The following is a 15,917-nucleotide window of genomic DNA, read 5'->3' on the forward strand; positions in this document are numbered from 1 at the left end:
GACCGCGTCCGCCTCGGCAGGCGGGGCGGGCGGCTGCGAACCGGAGCCGACCAGCAGCAGCTGGCCGAAGGCCCGATGCTGGGCCAGGACGGCCGGGCCGTCCCAGCCGGGAGCGCCGGGACCCAGGTCGGTCTGCTGGTCCAGAACGGTGCAGCCGTCGTAGCGGACGGTCGTCCGCGAGGTGATCCGCCCCGGCCGCCAGCTCCACCCGGGTGGTCAGCAGCAGATGACTGCGGGCGGCTGCCACCAGCGGCTCGGGTCGCCAGTCCAGCTGCGCTCCGGGCCCGGCCCGCAGCTCCAGGTCGTAGTGGGCGGGGGCCCCGCCGCGGCCCGGCAGGCTGACGGTGGCGGCGGCGGAGCCGACCCGCAGGGACGCCCCCTCCGCCACCTCCACGGTGATCCGCAGCCGGTCACCGCCGAGCGGCGCGGCCATCGCCCCCACCACGGCGACCTCGGCGACGGCCGGCCCGGCGGGTCCCCGGACGCGGCGCAGCGCCAGCGGGCCGTCCCCCGCGAACAGCGGCAGCGCCGTGCCGCCGCGGCCGTCGGGCACGGCGGTGATCCGGGCGGTGGCGCTGACGGCCGAGGCGGGAACGGTCATCCGGCGAGGCCGGCGGGGGCCTGCCAGGCGGCGAGCCGGGCGCGGACCCAGGCGGCCACGGGGGCGATGCCGTCCGCGGCCGCCAGTGAGCAGAAGACGGTGGGCAGTTCCCCGCGCTGCGCCCGGGCGTCGCGGGCCATCACCTCGAGGTCGGCGCCGACCAGCGGCGCCAGGTCGGTCTTGTTGATCACCAGCAGGTCGGAGCGGGAGACGCCGGGGCCGCCCTTGCGGGGGACCTTGTCGCCGCCGGAGACGTCGATCACGAAGATCTGGTGGTCCACCAGCCCCTTGCTGAAGGTCGCGGTGAGGTTGTCCCCACCGGACTCCACCAGGACCAGGTCCAGCGGCCCCAGGGCGTCCTCCAGCTCCTCCACCGCCTCCAGGTTGGCGGAGATGTCGTCGCGGATGGCGGTGTGCGGACAGCAGCCGGTCTCCACCGCGGTGATCCGCTCCGGGGGCAGCACCGCGTTGCGCAGCAGGAACTCGGCGTCCTCGGTGGTGTAGATGTCATTGGTGACGACGGCGATGGAGACCTGGTCGCGCAGTGCGCGGCAGAGTGCCGCGACGGTCGCGGTCTTGCCGGAGCCCACGGGGCCGCCGAGGCCGATGCGCAGCGCGCGGCGGCGGCCGTCGGGGGTGTGGTAGCTGTGCCGGGCGGGGAGGGCGCCGTCGAGGTCGTCGGCGTGGTCACGATGCAAAGAGTCGCACCTTCCAGGAGGCGTGCTGCTCGGCGTAGCGGTCGAGCAGCGGGGCGGAGGCGGCGGGCAGCTCGTCCGGGCCGCGGGTGCGGGCCCGGCGGGCGGCCTCGGCCGCGGCGGCGGTGACGGCGTCCACGTCGGGGGCGAGCCGGGCGAGGACGGCGGCGACCTGGTGCGGGTCCAGGCCCAGCAGCCGTACGCAGGCGGTCGCGGGGCCGCTCACGCTCTCATGGGCGGCGGCTGCCGCGGCGTCCTCGGGAGAGAGTCCCGCGGCTCGGGCGGTGACGCCGAGGGCGACGGGCTGGTGGGCGCCCTTGGGGCGGGCGGCGGCGAGGGAGTCGAGCCGGGGGTGCGGCCAGGCGGTGCGGGCGGCACGCAGCAGCTGACGGCCCAGCCGGCGGGAGGCGGCGCGCTGGGCGGGCGAGGGGGTGCGGGCGTCCGCGGCGTCGTCGAGGACGAGCGGGTCGGTGCCGTCCGCCGCTGCCGCGGCGAGCGCCGCCGCGGTGAGGCCTGTGGTGTGCAGGCGGCCGGTGAGGAAGGCGTGCAGGGTGGCGGTGTCATGGATGCGGCCGGCCTGGACGGCGGCCTCGGCGCCGCCGGAGTGGGCGTGGCCGCCGGCCGGGAAGCGGCCGTCGGTGAGGATCAGCAGGGCGGTGTGCACGGTGCCTCCCCGGGGTGCGGGTCAGAACAGGAAGTACCGCTGCGCCATGGGGAGTTCGGCGGCGGGGGCGGGCTCGACCACATCGCCGTCGATGCTGACGGTGAAGGTGTCGGGGTCGACCCGGACGTCGGGGCGGGCGTCGTTGTTCACCATGTGGTCCTTGGTGACGCCGCGGGTGTTGCGGATGGCGGTGAAGCGCTTGCCGAGGGCGAGGCGGCCGGGCAGGTCGTCCTCCAGGGCCGCCTGGGCGGTGAAGTTGACGGAGTTGGCGGCCGGGGCGCGGCCGGTGGCGCCGTACATCGGGCGCGGCAGCACCGGCTGGGGGGTGGGGATGGACGCGTTGGCGTCGCCCATCTGGGCCCAGGCGATCTGGCCGCCCTTGATCACCAGGTCGGGCTTGACGCCGAAGAAGGCGGGTGTCCACAGGACGAGGTCGGCGAGTTTGCCGGGCTCCACGGAGCCGATCTCATGGTCCAGGCCCTGGGCGACGGCCGGGTTGATGGTGTATTTGGCGACATAGCGACGCGCCCGGTGGTTGTCCGCCCTGCCGTCGCCCGGCAGGGCCCCGCGGCGCCGCTTCATCACATGGGCGGTCTGCCAGGTGCGCAGCACCACCTCGCCGATGCGGCCCATGGCCTGGGAGTCGGAGCTGATGATGGAGATGGCCCCCAGGTCGTGCAGATGGTCCTCGGCGGCGATGGTGGACGGGCGGATCCGGGACTCGGCGAAGGCCAGGTCCTCCGGGACAGCGGGGCTGAGGTGGTGACAGACCATCAGCATGTCGAGGTGCTCCTCGACGGTGTTGACGGTGTGCGGCCGGGTCGGGTTGGTGGAGCTGGGCAGGATGTTGGCCTGGGAGACCACGGTGATGATGTCGGGGGCGTGGCCGCCGCCCGCGCCCTCGGTGTGGTACGCGTGGACGCCCCGTCCGGCGATGGCGGCCAGGGTGTCCTGGACGAACCCGGCCTCGTTGAGGGTGTCGGTGTGCAGGGCGAGCTGGGCGCCGGTCTGCTCGCAGACCGTGAGGCAGGCGTCGATGACCGCCGGGGTGGCGCCCCAGTCCTCATGGATCTTGAAGCCCAGCGCTCCGGCGCGCAGCTGGGCGTGCAGGGCCTGACTGTTGACGGTGTTCCCCTTGCCCAGCAGGCCGATGTTGAGCGGAACGCCGTCCATGGCCTCGAACATCCGGGCCAGGTGCCAGGCGCCGGGCGTGACGGTGGTGGCCTTGCTGCCCTCGGCCGGGCCGGTACCGCCGCCCACCAGGGTGGTGACGCCGCTGGACAGGGCCTCGTCGGCGAGCTGCGGGCAGATGAAGTGCACATGGGCGTCGATCGCCCCGGCGGTGAGGATCCGGCCGTTGCCGGAGATCACCTCGGTCTCCGGGCCGATCACCAGGCCGGGGTGGACGCCGTGCATGGTCTCCGGGTTGCCGGCCTTGCCCAGTGCGGTGATCCGGCCGTCCCGGATGCCGACGTCGGCCTTGACCACGCCCCAGTGGTCCAGCACCACGGCGCCGGTGACGACGGTGTCGGGCGCACCGTCGGCGCGGCTGGCCCGGGACTGGCCCATGGACTCGCGGATCACCTTGCCGCCGCCGAAGACCGCCTCGTCCCCACCGGCGGCGAGGTCCTGCTCCACCTCGATCAGCAGGTCGGTGTCGGCGAGCCGGATGCGGTCCCCGGCGGTCGGGCCGTAGAGGTCCGCGTAGCGGGCCCGGGTGACGGTGAGGGCGGGCGTGAGGGGGTGCGGGTCAGGCATCGAGGGGGCCTCCCGTCTCTCCCCGCAGCCCGGCCACCTCGCGGCGGCCGCCGAGCGGGATCAGCTCGACCTCGGCGGGGATGCCGGGCTCGAAGCGCACCGCGGTGCCGGCGGGGATGTTGAGCCGCAGACCGCGGGCGGCGGCACGGTCGAAGTGCAGACCGGGGTTGGCCTCCGCGAAGTGGTAGTGGGAGCCGACCTGTACGGGCCGGTCGGCTCCGTTGACCACGGTGAGACGGGTGACGGGGTGTCCGAGGTTGAGCGCGACAGGGCCCTCGCCGTGCAGGATCTCCCCGGGCACACCGGTGGGGGCGGTCATGCGATGGGTCCGTGGACGGTGACGAGTTTGGTGCCGTCGGGGAAGGTCGCCTCGACCTGGACGTCCGGGATCATCTCCGGGATGCCGTCCATGACGTCCTCCCTGGTGAGGACGGTGCGTCCGGACTGCATCAGCTCCGCGACGGTACGGCCGTCGCGGGCGCCCTCCAGGATGTGGGAGGTGATCAGCGCCACCGCCTCGGGGTGGTTGAGCCGCAGTCCGCGGGCGCGGCGGGCGCGGGCCACGTCCGCGGCGACATGGATCAGCAGGCGTTCCTGCTCGTGCGGGGTGAGTCTCACGGGTGCGCACCTCGGATCGCGTCGGAGGGCGCGGACACGCCGTTGTGCCGCGATGGCACTCCCGGGGCACGGCGCGGCGGCCGTCCGCCCGGGAGGACGTACTCGTGCGGGACACCGTAGCGGACGAGTGGCGCCGCTGGTCAGAGGTCCTGGCGTGTCGCGGGCCGTTGCGGGTCGCGGGCGGCGATGCCGAAGGGGCGTGCGGGCAGTGCCGGAGCCCTGGTGGAGAGCTCGGAGACGGCGCGGGCGGCAGCGGCCGGGTCGGCGTCCAGGGCGCGCAGCCGCTCCAGGTCCTCGGCGGAGACCAGCGCGGCGACGGTGCGGCCGTGGCGGGTCAGTGCGATGCGCTCGCCCGCGTAGGCGACACGGTTCACCAGGTCGGCGATCGCGGCTCGGGCTTGTGTGACCGGAATCTCGGCGGGCATGCTGTCATTCTAACGTTCTGTACATTCTGTACGCACCCGGGAGGTGGCGAACCGTGCAGCGGACGCCCTGGAGCCCCGTACCGTCCCCCTATGAGCGGCTGCTGCACGAGCAGCGGATCGTCTTCCTGCGCGGCCCGCTGGACGACACGGCCGCCGCCGATGTCACCGCGCAGCTGCTGGAGCTGGACCACACCGCGCCGGACCGGCCGGTGAGCCTGTACATCAACTCCCCCGGCGGGCCGCTGGAGGCGGTGATGGCGGTGCACGACGCCATGCGCCACCTCTCCCCCGACGTCGAGACGGTCTGCACCGGCCGGGCCGAGGGAACGGCGGCGCTGCTGCTGGCGGCGGGCACCCCGGGGCGGCGGCTGGTGCTGCCCGGCTCGACGGTGCTGCTGCGCGAGCCGCCCGCCGCCGAACTGCGCGGCCGCGCGGCCGACCTGGAGATCCACGCCCGGCAGGTGGAGCGCGCCCGGGAGCGGATGGTGGAGCTGCTGGCCGGGTACTGCGGCCGGACACCGCAGCGGGTGGCCGCCGACCTGGAGCGCGGACGTCCCCTGGAGGCCGCGGAGGCGGTCGGGTACGGCGTGGCCGACCGGGTGGCCGAGCGGCTGCGCGGCGGCTCCGCTCCGGCCGCGCGGTAGGGGGCGCGGTGCAGGGGGACCGTTCGGCGCCGCTGCCCGCCCTGACCCGGGCGGAGGCCGAGGTGGTGGATCTCTATCTGGAGGTGGCCGACCTGCTGGGGCGGGTCAACCCCGCCCGCGGCCGGCACACCTACGGCAGCCTGCGGGCCGCGCAGGCCCTGGCGGTGAAGGCCGCCGAGCTGCGGGACGCGCTCGTACGGATGCACGAGCGGGGGGAGCACGAGCTGCACGCGGCGACGCTGGAGCGGGCGCTGCGGGTGCTCGACGGGGAGCGCCGCACCGGCCGGGTCGGACTGCCGCCGGCCGATGGCTGACTGCCGGTCACGAGCCGCTCGGCCGAAGCTCCCCTGACAACGCGTCGACCACGGATCGGTTGCGGGGCGGTCGCGCTCCGCGCCCCGGACGGGTGAAGGGACCACCCGTCCGGGCTCGGTCACGGCGTGTCGCCCAGATGAGCCGTCACCTCCCCCGGATGCGGTAACCGAGGTCTTTCCGGAGCCCTCCGGAGATCATCGCGACAACCCGGTGCGATCTCTCCGGAAGGGGTGGAAATGCGCAGGTGAAAGGCAGATTCCCGGGCTGTGGACGGCTGTTGTCGAAGCGTGGGGAAAGGGGTCCCGGAACGTGGTCTCCGACTTCCGTTCGACCGGGTGACAAGAGTCACAAACGCCTGCCCCGAGATGAAGACCGATCAGAAATCTGCCAATACTGGCCGCCGAACGCGACAAGTCCCCGTCACCGTGGCGGGGCGGTCCGGCCGGACGCCTAATTCCGCCACCGACCCGGACGCCAGGCGCGAGCTCGTTTTCGGCGGGAGCGGGAGACCCGAGCACGGTGGGGTGCGCGACCTGCGCCGCGGCGACAGCCGCGGCGGGGATCGGCGCCGCCCCTTGGGGTGAAGCCACTTCGGTGGCCGGGCAGCTTTCGGTGCCCGAATCCGACAGGTCATCTTTCGCAGGCGGTTCCGGAAGGACTTCGTATGTCTGCGACACCCCCCAGCCATGCCCCCGTACCGCCGGGCGGCACCGAGGAGGGCAGTCATACCCCGTCCCACCAGGGGCGGCGCATCGGAGCCCAGCGCGGCCGGCTGATCGACCGGGTCGGCGCGACCGCCGTACTGACCGCCGCCGCGGTGGCGGGGGCGGGCCTCACGCCCGGCCTCACCACCCAGGCGGAGGCGGCCACGCTGTCCGGCAAGGCGCTGCGGATCGCAGCGGCGAAGAAAGGCGCGCCCTATGTCTACGGAGCGGCGGGACCCACCCGTTTCGACTGCTCCGGACTGGTGATGTGGACCTACAGGAAACTGGGCCGGAAACTGCCGCGCACCGCCCAGGCGCAGTACAACAAGGCGGACCACATCGCGAGGTCCAGCCGTGAACCCGGGGATCTGGTCTTCTTCCACCAGGGCACCAGGGTTTACCACGTGGGCATCTATGCCGGGTCCGGCCGGATCTGGCACGCCCCGCACAGCGGAGCCCGGGTGCGGCTGGAGAGGATCTGGACCAAGAACGTCTGGTACGGCCGTATCGGCTGATCCCGGCGGAACGCCGCACCGCCGTACGCCACCGCCCGAACGGCGTAAGGCGGTGCGGTTTCCGGCAGCCTCTCCCGGTTATCCGCGGGCATTCTCCGGCGCGGTACGGGAAATCACACCGACGGCGAAGGCGATCTGCTCCGCCGTGAGGTCGCCGCGAGCGGTGAGCCGCAGCCGGGACTGCCCGTCGGGGACGGACGGCGGCCGGAAGCACCCGACCGCCACTCCGGCGGCCCGGCAGTCGGCGGCCCAGGCCACGGCCGCCTCCGGGGAGGGTGCGCGCACCGACACCACGGCGGCGTCCGGTACCGCGGTGAGCAGGCCCGCCGCGGCGAGCCCGCCCGACAGCTCCCGGGCGACCTCCCTGGCGCGAGCCGCCCGCTGCGGCTCCTCGCGCAGCAGCCGCAGCGCCCCGAGCGCCGCCCCCGCCGCCGCCGGGGCCAGGCCGGTGTCGAAGATGAAGGTGCGGGCCGTCTCGACCAGGTGCCGGATCACCCGGCGCGGGCCGAGGACCGCTCCGCCCTGGGAGCCCAGCGACTTGGACAGGGTGACCGTGACCACGGTGTCCGGCGCCCCCGCGAGACCGCAGCCGGCGGGTCCGCCGCTGCCGCCGGGGCCCAGCACGCCGAGGCCGTGGGCGTCGTCGACCAGCAGCGCCGCCCCGTGCTCCCGGCAGACGGCGGAGAACTCGGGGAGCGGCGCGGCGTCGCCGTCCACCGAGAAAAGGGAGTCCGTGACGACCAGGGCGGGTCCGCCGTCGTGGCCGGCCAGGGCGGCCCGTACCGCGCCGGGGTCCCGGTGCGGCACCGGGCGGACCTCCGCCCGGGAGAGCCGGCAGCCGTCGATCAGCGAGGCGTGGTTGTGGGCGTCCGAGACGATCAGGGTGCCCGGGCCGGTCAGCGCGGTCAGCGCGGCGAGGTTGGCGGCGTAGCCGGAGGAGAGGACCAGCGCCGCCTCGGTACCGCAGAAATCGGCGAGTTCCTGTTCCAGTTCGGTGTGCAGCTCGGTGGTGCCGGTGACCAGACGGGACCCGGTGGCCCCGCCGCCCCAGCGCAGCGCCGCGTCCGCAGCCGCCCGGGTCACCCTCGGGTGGCGGACCAGCCCCAGGTAGTCATTGCTCGCCAGGTCCAGCACCGGGTCGTCGGCCGGGCGGCTGCGCAGGGTCCGGGTGAGCCCGGCGGCGGCGCGCTGCGCCGCGCTGCGGTCCAGCCAGTCGAAGACGGCCCCGGGGTCGGGGACTTCGCGGCGTGGGGAGGCTGCGGTCGCGGTGGGGTGGGCCATGCCGGGCACTCTGGCACGGCGCGGCGCCCGGCGGCAACGCGTTCTGGATCACGCCGGAGTGCGCCTCCGGGCGCGCTCCGGCGCCCGCGGTCACCGCCGGGGGCGGGGCCGTGGCCGTGCACAGGACGGGGCCGGACGGGCCAGGTGGGTACGGGCCGGCCGGACGGGCCCGGTGCCGCCGGATCTCCACCGGCCCGCCCGTCCGGCGGTGCGGTGACCGCGGCCCGCGGCGCCGCCACGGCTCCCCGGACGGGCCGGACGGCCGGGTGGTGAGCCTGCGGTGCCGGGGCGCCGCCCTTCCGCGCACCGCCGCGGGTTGCGGTCCGTACCGGCCGAGCTTTGCCCGCGGTCGGGCCGACCAGGCAGTATGGGGCGGTGAGCCTCATCGACGAGCTGCCCGGCAGCGCCGACCCCGACACTCTCTTCGAAGTCTTCGCCGCCTGGGCAGAGGAGCGGGGGATCACGCTCTACCCCCATCAGGAGGAGGCGCTGATCGAGATCGTCTCCGGGGCGAACGTCATCCTCAACACACCGACCGGCTCAGGAAAGAGCCTGGTCGCGGCGGGGGCGCACTTCACGGCTCTGGCGCGCGGGGAGCGTACCTTCTACACCGCGCCCATCAAGGCGCTGGTGTCGGAGAAGTTCTTCGAGCTGGTGAAGATGTTCGGCACCGCCAATGTCGGGATGATGACCGGCGACGCCAGTGTCAACCCGACGGCTCCGGTGATCTGCTGCACCGCGGAGGTGCTGGCCAACATCGCGCTGCGGGACGGCGACCGGGCGGACATCCACCAGGTGGTGATGGACGAGTTCCACTTCTATGCGGAGCCCGACCGGGGCTGGGCCTGGCAGGTGCCGCTGCTGGAGCTGCCGCAGGCGCAGTTCCTGCTGATGTCGGCGACGCTGGGCGACGTCCGGCGGTTCGAGGCAGATCTGACCCGCCGCACCGGCCGGCCGACCACCGTGGTGAAGTCGGCCGAGCGGCCGGTGCCGCTGTACTACGACTACCGGCGCACCACCATGCACGACTCCCTCGAGGAGCTGCTGACGACCGGTCAGGCTCCGGTGTACGTGGTCCACTTCACCCAGGCGGCGGCGGTGGAGCGGGCGCAGTCGCTGATGTCCATCAACATGTGCAGCAAGGCGGAGAAGGACGCCATCGCCGCACTGATCGGCAACTTCCGCTTCACCACCAGGTTCGGCCGCAATCTGTCGCGCTTCGTCCGGCACGGGATCGGGGTGCACCACGCCGGCATGCTGCCCAAGTACCGGCGGCTGGTCGAGCGGCTGGCGCAGGCCGGGCTGCTCAAGGTGATCTGCGGCACCGACACCCTGGGCGTCGGGGTCAACGTCCCCATCCGCACCGTGCTGTTCACCGCGCTCTCCAAGTACGACGGCCAGCGGGTGCGCCTGCTGCGGGCCCGGGAGTTCCACCAGATCGCCGGCCGCGCCGGACGGGCCGGCTTCGACACCGTCGGCAATGTGGCGGCCCAGGCCCCCGAGCATGTGGTGGAGAACGAGAAGGCGCTGGCCAAGGCCGGCGACGATCCCAAGAAGCGCCGCAAGGTGGTCCGCAAGAAGGCCCCGGAGGGCTTCGTCAACTGGGGCGAGGAGACCTTCCAGCGGCTGATCGCCGCCGAGCCCGAGCCGCTGGTCTCCCGCTTCCGGGTCAGCCACGCCATGCTGCTCTCGGTGATCGGCCGGCCCGGCAACGCCTTCGAGGCGATGCGTCGGCTGCTCACCGACAACCACGAGGAACGCCCGGCCCAGCGCCGCCACATCCGCACCGCCATCGCCATCTACCGCTCCCTGCTGGACGCCGGAGTGGTCGAGCGGCTGCCGGAGCCGGACGCCGAGGGCCGGATCGTACGGCTCACCATGGACCTCCAGGAGAACTTCGCCCTCAACCAGCCGCTCTCCACCTTCGCGCTGGCCGCCTTCGAGCTGCTGGACCCGGCGTCGCCCAGCTACGCCCTCGATGTGATGTCGGTGGTGGAGTCCACCCTGGACGACCCCCGGCAGATCCTCGCCTCCCAGGAGAACAAGGCCCGTGGCGAGGCCGTCGCCGCGATGAAGGCCGACGGGGTCGAGTACGAGGAGCGGATGGAGCGGCTCCAGGAGATCAGCTACCCCAAGCCGCTGGAGGAGCTGCTCAGCCACGCCTACGACGTCTACCGGCGCGCCCACCCCTGGATCGGCGACCACCCGCTGCGCCCCAAGTCGGTGGCGCGCGACCTCTACGAGCGGGCCATGACCTTCTCCGACTACGTGGGCCACTACGAGCTGGCCCGCGGCGAGGGCCTGGTGCTGCGCTATCTCGCGGGGGCGTACAAGGCGCTGGAGCAGACCGTGCCGGAGGAGGTCAAGACGGAGGACCTCAAGGACCTGATCGCCTGGCTGGGCGAGCTGGTGCGGCAGGTCGACTCCAGCCTGCTGGACGAGTGGGAGCAGCTGGCCAACCCGGTGGACGAGGAGGACGGCGGGACCGTGGCCATCGAGGAGCGCACCACCCCCGTCACCGCCAACGCCCGGGCCTTCCGGGTGCTGGTGCGCAATGAGATGTTCCGCCGGGTGGAGCTGGCCGCGCTGGAGCGGTACAGCGAACTGGGCGAGCTGGACGGCGAGTTCGGCTGGGACGCCGACCGCTGGGCGGACGCCATGGACGGCTACTGGGACGAGCACGAGGACCTGGGCACCGGCCCGGACGCGCGCGGGCCCAAGCTCCTGCTGATCGAGGAGGAGCGCGGGCTGTGGCGGCTCCGCCAGATCTTCGACGACCCGGCGGGCGACCACGACTGGGGCATCAGCGCCGAGGTGGACCTGGCCGCCTCGGACGAGGCGGGCCGTGCGGTGGTCCGGGTGACCGCGGTCGACCGGCTGTAGCGCGGCGGGCGGTCCCGGCCGAGGGCCGCGGCGGGCGTCCGGCGGCCCCGGCCGAGGGCCGCGGCCCTCGGCGCCACGGCCCGTCGGCCGGCCCGCGCTCAGGGCGGTACGGGACGGCCTCCTCGGGCCGTCCCCGCCCTCGCGCCGGGCCCGCCGGAACCGTCAGAACCACATGAAGCGGGCGCCCGCGGTGTGCGCGACCGCACGGGTGGCGTCGGCCAGCTGGTCCGCCTCCGGGGCGGCGGTGGGCTTGTGGCCGTCCCGGAAGGCCGAACTGGTGACGGTGACATAGTCCTGCACCGCCGCCACCCGGCTGAACTGCGCCTCGGCGGCGGGCGGCAACGGCGGGACCACGTCCTGGGCGGGGTCCTCGGGGAGGTCGAAGGTGACGTCCCCGGCCCGGCCGCCGAGCAGACCGGCGGCCCTGCGCGCCCGGCTCTCGTCGGTGAAGCGCAGCACGGTGACCGTGGTGAGCACGATGCCGTCGGCGCGGGTGTAGGTGGCCCCGATGTAGCCCTCGCAGCCGCCGATGTGCGCCAGCCGGGTGGCGGTCGCGCCCAGCACCACGTCGGCGCAGGCGGTGCCCTGCCGGGAGGCTGTGCGGCGGGCCGCGGCGGCGCCCTCGTCGATGGTGCGGTCGGTGGGGAAGTAGCGCTCGACACCGAAGGCGTCGGGGGCAGCGGAGGAGACCGACGCCGGGCCGGGGCCGGCCGCGGCCCCCACTCCGGTCGCGTCCTGGGAGCTGCCGAGGATGCCGCCGTCCGAGCTGTCGACCCAGAGCGCCGCCCCGAGGCCCACCACGATCACACCGGCGAGCGCCGCCCAGATCCTCGGCGAGGACGGGGGCTTCTCCGCGTCGCCCCCGGACGGTCCGGGCACCTCCGCGGCGGTGCCGGGCCGGGCCTCGGCCGGCTCCGCGGTCGCTGTCCCGGAAGCCGCCGCCCCCACGGCTCCGGCCCCGGGTGCCTCCGTACGGGCGGACCCTGTGGGCGTGGCCCCTGTCGGCGCTGCCGCCGCCCGGGCGACATCCGTACGGGCGGCGTCCGTACGGGCGGCCGCCGGCTCGTCGGGCGCGGCCGGAGTGGCGGCGGGCGCCGGGTCGCGGTGCGGGGCGATGCCCTCCCCCTGCTGTGTCATGGCACGGGAGTCTATGCGTCGGGATCATGAACGGCCATGGGGGTGGCCCCTCGCGGCGGCCTCGTGGCCCGGTGGTCCCCCGTACGGCCCTCACCTGCCCTCGCACGGCGGTGACCTGCGTCACTACGGTCCGCGCCGGGCCTGTGACAACCGGTCAAACCGGGGCTCCGATCTTCTGGCAGGTTTCGCTCTGGCGCGGCTGCGGCCTACGGCGGCAGGATCTGGCGCATGGATCTCCTGGACACACTGGTCGCCAAGGGTCTCTCCCGTGAGCTCCCCACCCGGGAGGAGGCCATCGCCGTACTCGCCACCTCCGACGAGGAACTGCTGGACGTGGTGGCCGCCGCCGGACGGGTGCGCCGCCACTGGTTCGGCCGCCGGGTGAAGCTCAACTACCTGGTCAACCTGAAGAGCGGCCTCTGCCCCGAGGACTGTTCCTACTGCTCCCAACGGCTGGGCTCCACCGCGGGGATCCTCAAGTACACCTGGCTGAAGCCGGAGGAGGCCGCCGACGCCGCGGCCGCGGGTGTCGCGGGCGGCGCCAAGCGGGTCTGCCTGGTGGCCAGCGGCCGCGGTCCCACCGACCGCGACATCGACCGGGTCGCCGACACCATCGCCGCGATCAAGGGCCAGAGCGAGGGCGTGGAGGTCTGCGCCTGCCTGGGGCTGCTCTCCGACAACCAGGCGGAGCGGCTGCGGGCCGCCGGTGCGGACGCCTACAACCACAATCTCAACACCTCCGGCGACAACTACGCCGAAATCTGCACCACCCATGACTTCCAGGACCGGGTGGACACGGTGCAGCAGGCCCAGGCCGCGGGACTGTCCGCCTGCTCCGGGCTGATCGCGGGCATGGGCGAGAGCGACGCCGACCTGGTGGATGTGGTCTTCTCCCTGCGGGAGCTGGACCCGGACTCGGTGCCGGTCAACTTCCTGATCCCGTTCGAGGGCACCCCGCTGGCCAAGGAGTGGAACCTCACCCCGCAGCGCTGCCTGCGCATCCTCGCCATGGTCCGCTTCGTCTGCCCCGATGTGGAGGTACGCCTGGCCGGGGGCCGCGAGGTGCATCTGCGCACCCTTCAGCCGCTGGCCCTGCACCTGGCCAACTCCATCTTCCTGGGCGACTACCTCACCAGCGAGGGCCAGGCCGGGCAGGCCGACCTGGACATGATCGCCGACGCCGGCTTCGAGGTGGAGGGCACCGACCGCACCACCCTGCCGCAGCACCGCACCGCCGCCGCGGGCCACGGCGGCTGCGGTCCGTGCGGCGGGGAGGAGTCGTCGTCCTGCGCCACCGCCTCCGCGCCCGCCTGCGCCCCGGCGGAGGCCGCGACCGACGCCGGTCCCACGGCCGAGCCGGTCACCGCCGGGGCCGCGCGCACCGACCTGGTGCAGGTCCGCCGGCGCGGCGCCGGTACCGACCTGCCGCCCAACGCCTGATGCCGCAGCCCCACCCGCGCACCCCGATGGACCCCCGCACCCTGCTCGCGCTGGACCGGGCCCATGTCTGGCACCCGTACGGGCCCATGCCCGGCTCCGCCACGCCCTACCTGGTGGAGTCCGCCTCGGGCGTCAGGCTGCGGCTGGCCGAACCGGCCGAGGGCCACCGTGAACTGGTCGACGGCATGTCGTCCTGGTGGGCCGCGATCCACGGCTATGCCCACCCCGTGCTGGACGCCGCGGTGCGCGGCCAGCTCGACCGGATGAGCCATGTGATGTTCGGCGGGCTCACCCATGAGCCCGCCGTGCGGCTGGCGGCGACCCTGGTGGAGATCACCCCCGAGCCGCTGCAGCATGTCTTCCTCGCCGACTCCGGTTCGGTCTCGGTCGAGGTCGCGGTCAAGATGTGCCTGCAGTACTGGGCCTCGCTGGGCAGGCCGCAGAAGCACCGGCTGCTCACCTGGCGCGGCGGCTACCACGGCGACACCTTCCACCCCATGTCGGTCTGCGACCCCGAGGGCGGGATGCACCGGCTGTGGGGCGGGGTGCTGCCCCGTCAGGTCTTCGCCGCGGAGCCGCCGTCCGGCTACGACTCCGCCGTGGACCAGGCGTACGCCGCGCACCTCGCCGGCCTGGTGGAGCGTCACGCGGACGAGCTGGCCGCGGTGATCGTGGAACCGGTGGTGCAGGGCGCGGGCGGGATGCGGTTCCACTCCCCCGGCTATCTACGACTGCTGCGGGAGGTGTGCGACGCCCATGACGTCCTGCTGGTCTTCGACGAGATCGCCACCGGCTTCGGCCGCACCGGCGAACTCTTCGCGGCCGGCCACGCGGGGGTCTCGCCCGATGTGATGTGCCTCGGCAAGGCCCTCACCGGCGGCTATCTGACGATGGCGGCGACGCTCTGCACCTCCCGGGTGGCGGACGGGATCAGCCGCGGCGAGGTGCCGGTACTGGCCCACGGGCCCACCTTCATGGGCAATCCGCTGGCGGCGGCCGCCGCCAACGCCTCTCTGGGCCTCCTCCTGGACCAGGACTGGCGCACCGGGGTCAAGCGGATCGAGTCCGCTCTGCGGGCCGGGCTCGCCCCGGCGGCCGAACTGCCCGGCGTGGCGGACGTGCGGGTGCTGGGGGCGATCGGAGTGGTCCAGCTGGACCACCCGGTGGACATGGCAGCGGCGACCCGGGCGGCGGCACGGCACGGCGTCTGGCTGCGTCCCTTCCGCGACCTGGTGTACACCATGCCGCCGTACGTCACCGGCGACGACGACCTGGCCCGCATCGCTGCGGCCGTGGTCGCGGCGGCCGCCGCCGGGTAGCCCGCCGTGGCGGGAGCCGCGCGGCGTCCCGCCTGGGCACACAGCAGGCCCCCTCAGGAACGGAGCAGCAGATGGGCGTACTCGCGGTCACCGGCACCGGAACCGAGATCGGCAAGACCGTGGTCACGGCGGCGATCGCGGCGCTGGCCCTGGACGCCGGGCGCCGGGTCGCGGTGCTGAAGCCCGCCCAGACCGGGGTGGAGCCGGGCGAACCGGGCGATGTGGACGAGGTGGCACGGCTGGCCGGGCCGCTGACCCGCCGCGAACTGGCCCGCTACCCGGAGCCGCTGGCCCCGGACACCGCCGCCCGCCGCTGTGCCAGGCCCGCCGTCGGCCCCCGGCGGATCGCGGCGGAGGCCGCCCGGCTGTCGGCGGACCACGACCTGGTGCTGGTGGAGGGCGCCGGTGGGCTGCTGGTCCGCTACGACGAGGAGGGACACACCTTCGCCGACGCCGTCCGTGCCATGGCCGACCATGGCCTGCCCGTCGATGTGGTGACCGTCGCCCCGGCCGGACTCGGCACCCTCAACAACGCCGCGCTCACCGCCGAGGCGCTGCGCCACCGCGGCCTCCCGCTGCTCGGCGTGGTCGTCGGCGCCTGGCCCGCCCAGCCGGACCTGGCGTCCCGCTGCAACCTCGCCGATCTGCCGGCCGTCACCGGGGCACCGCTGATCGGTGCCCTCCCCGAGGGCTGCGCGGCCCTCGGCGGCCCCGCCTTCCTCGACACCGCCCGCGCCGCCCTCTCCCCCGCGCTCGGCGGCTCATGGGACGCGGCCGGCCTCACCGCCGGCCACGCCGCGCCCCTGCCGCAGGCCGTGGGCTGACGCTTCCAGGGCGCGGGCGGGTGTGGCCCGGCGGTACCGGGAGCCCGGCCGTGGTACCGGCGGCTGTCCAGTGTGTGCTGGCAACGGGCCCGGC

16 protein-coding genes and 1 riboswitch are annotated in these 15,917 nt (G+C 74.5%); of the genes, 7 read left to right on the forward strand and 9 right to left on the reverse strand.

Features of this window, described 5'->3' with window-relative positions:
• The 7 genes from AOK09_RS16790 to AOK09_RS16820 all read right to left on the reverse strand — a co-directional run.
• A partial coding sequence (locus tag AOK09_RS16790) for an urease accessory protein UreD (RefSeq protein ID WP_055588020.1) occupies window positions 1–601 on the reverse strand: 601 nt, incomplete at its 3' end.
• The gene (ureG, locus tag AOK09_RS16795; protein WP_055588021.1) at window positions 598–1,299 is read right to left on the reverse strand and encodes an urease accessory protein UreG; all 702 of its coding nucleotides are present in this window, start codon (window positions 1,297–1,299) and stop codon (window positions 598–600) included. The genes ureG and AOK09_RS16790, both read right to left, overlap by 4 nt.
• Entirely contained in the window at window positions 1,289–1,960 is a 672-nt protein-coding gene (locus AOK09_RS16800) for an urease accessory protein UreF (protein WP_055588022.1), read from the reverse strand. Before AOK09_RS16800 ends, ureG begins: the two co-directional genes overlap by 11 nt.
• A 21-nt stretch (window positions 1,961–1,981) precedes the next feature.
• Complete coding sequence (locus AOK09_RS16805) at window positions 1,982–3,718, reverse strand: urease subunit alpha (RefSeq protein WP_055588023.1); 1,737 nt, start codon at window positions 3,716–3,718, stop codon at window positions 1,982–1,984.
• Window positions 3,711–4,037, reverse strand: a complete 327-nt coding sequence (locus AOK09_RS16810; RefSeq protein WP_055588024.1) for an urease subunit beta — start codon at window positions 4,035–4,037, stop codon at window positions 3,711–3,713. Before AOK09_RS16810 ends, AOK09_RS16805 begins: the two co-directional genes overlap by 8 nt.
• On the reverse strand, window positions 4,034–4,336 hold the full coding sequence (locus AOK09_RS16815) for an urease subunit gamma (protein WP_055588025.1): 303 nt from the start codon (window positions 4,334–4,336) through the stop codon (window positions 4,034–4,036). The genes AOK09_RS16810 and AOK09_RS16815 overlap by 4 nt, the downstream gene beginning before the upstream one ends.
• Window positions 4,337–4,476: 140 nt before the next feature.
• Window positions 4,477–4,761 carry a type II toxin-antitoxin system Phd/YefM family antitoxin gene (locus AOK09_RS16820; RefSeq protein WP_055588026.1) on the reverse strand — a complete coding sequence of 95 codons (285 nt, stop codon included), beginning with the start codon at window positions 4,759–4,761 and terminating at the stop codon, window positions 4,477–4,479.
• A gap of 53 nt (window positions 4,762–4,814) precedes the next feature.
• Here AOK09_RS16820 and AOK09_RS16825 point away from each other — a divergent pair, with 53 nt between their 5' ends.
• The 3 genes from AOK09_RS16825 (at window position 4,815) to AOK09_RS16835 (ending at window position 6,939) form a co-directional block, all read left to right on the forward strand.
• Window positions 4,815–5,405, forward strand: coding sequence for a ClpP family protease (locus AOK09_RS16825; protein WP_055588027.1), 591 nt, complete (start codon window positions 4,815–4,817; stop codon window positions 5,403–5,405).
• Between the two features lie 8 nt (window positions 5,406–5,413).
• Complete coding sequence (locus tag AOK09_RS16830) at window positions 5,414–5,719, forward strand: hypothetical protein (protein ID WP_055588028.1); 306 nt, start codon at window positions 5,414–5,416, stop codon at window positions 5,717–5,719.
• A 527-nt stretch (window positions 5,720–6,246) separates the two neighbouring features.
• Window positions 6,247–6,381: riboswitch (cyclic di-AMP (ydaO/yuaA leader) on the forward strand.
• Window positions 6,382–6,384: 3 nt separating this feature from the next.
• Window positions 6,385–6,939 carry a C40 family peptidase gene (locus AOK09_RS16835; protein WP_079063129.1) on the forward strand — a complete coding sequence of 185 codons (555 nt, stop codon included), beginning with the start codon at window positions 6,385–6,387 and terminating at the stop codon, window positions 6,937–6,939.
• Between the two features lie 78 nt (window positions 6,940–7,017).
• On the opposite strand, the gene AOK09_RS16840 is transcribed toward AOK09_RS16835, so the two are convergent.
• Complete coding sequence (locus AOK09_RS16840) at window positions 7,018–8,220, reverse strand: 8-amino-7-oxononanoate synthase (RefSeq protein WP_079063130.1); 1,203 nt, start codon at window positions 8,218–8,220, stop codon at window positions 7,018–7,020.
• Window positions 8,221–8,595: 375 nt separating this feature from the next.
• Here AOK09_RS16840 and AOK09_RS16845 point away from each other — a divergent pair, with 375 nt between their 5' ends.
• Entirely contained in the window at window positions 8,596–11,103 is a 2,508-nt protein-coding gene (locus AOK09_RS16845) for a DEAD/DEAH box helicase (RefSeq protein ID WP_055588029.1), read from the forward strand.
• Window positions 11,104–11,265: 162 nt separating this feature from the next.
• Here AOK09_RS16845 and AOK09_RS16850 read toward each other — a convergent pair whose 3' ends face one another.
• Window positions 11,266–12,240: a hypothetical protein gene (locus AOK09_RS16850; RefSeq protein WP_157875922.1), complete on the reverse strand. Its 975-nt coding sequence runs from the start codon at window positions 12,238–12,240 to the stop codon at window positions 11,266–11,268.
• A gap of 228 nt (window positions 12,241–12,468) precedes the next feature.
• Between AOK09_RS16850 and bioB the strand changes: the two genes are divergently transcribed.
• The 3 genes from bioB to bioD all read left to right on the forward strand — a co-directional run bounded on the left by bioB (window position 12,469) and on the right by bioD (window position 15,823).
• Complete coding sequence (gene bioB, locus AOK09_RS16855; protein WP_055588031.1) at window positions 12,469–13,680, forward strand: biotin synthase BioB; 1,212 nt, start codon at window positions 12,469–12,471, stop codon at window positions 13,678–13,680.
• Complete coding sequence (locus AOK09_RS16860; RefSeq protein WP_055588032.1) at window positions 13,680–14,999, forward strand: adenosylmethionine--8-amino-7-oxononanoate transaminase; 1,320 nt, start codon at window positions 13,680–13,682, stop codon at window positions 14,997–14,999. Before bioB ends, AOK09_RS16860 begins: the two co-directional genes overlap by 1 nt.
• Before the next feature lie 71 nt (window positions 15,000–15,070).
• Window positions 15,071–15,823 carry a dethiobiotin synthase gene (gene bioD, locus AOK09_RS16865; protein ID WP_055588033.1) on the forward strand — a complete coding sequence of 251 codons (753 nt, stop codon included), beginning with the start codon at window positions 15,071–15,073 and terminating at the stop codon, window positions 15,821–15,823.
• Window positions 15,824–15,917: the final 94 nt, after the last annotated feature.

The sequence above is a fragment of the Peterkaempfera griseoplana genome (assembly GCF_001418575.1).
GTDB classification, from domain to species: domain Bacteria; phylum Actinomycetota; class Actinomycetes; order Streptomycetales; family Streptomycetaceae; genus Peterkaempfera; species Peterkaempfera griseoplana.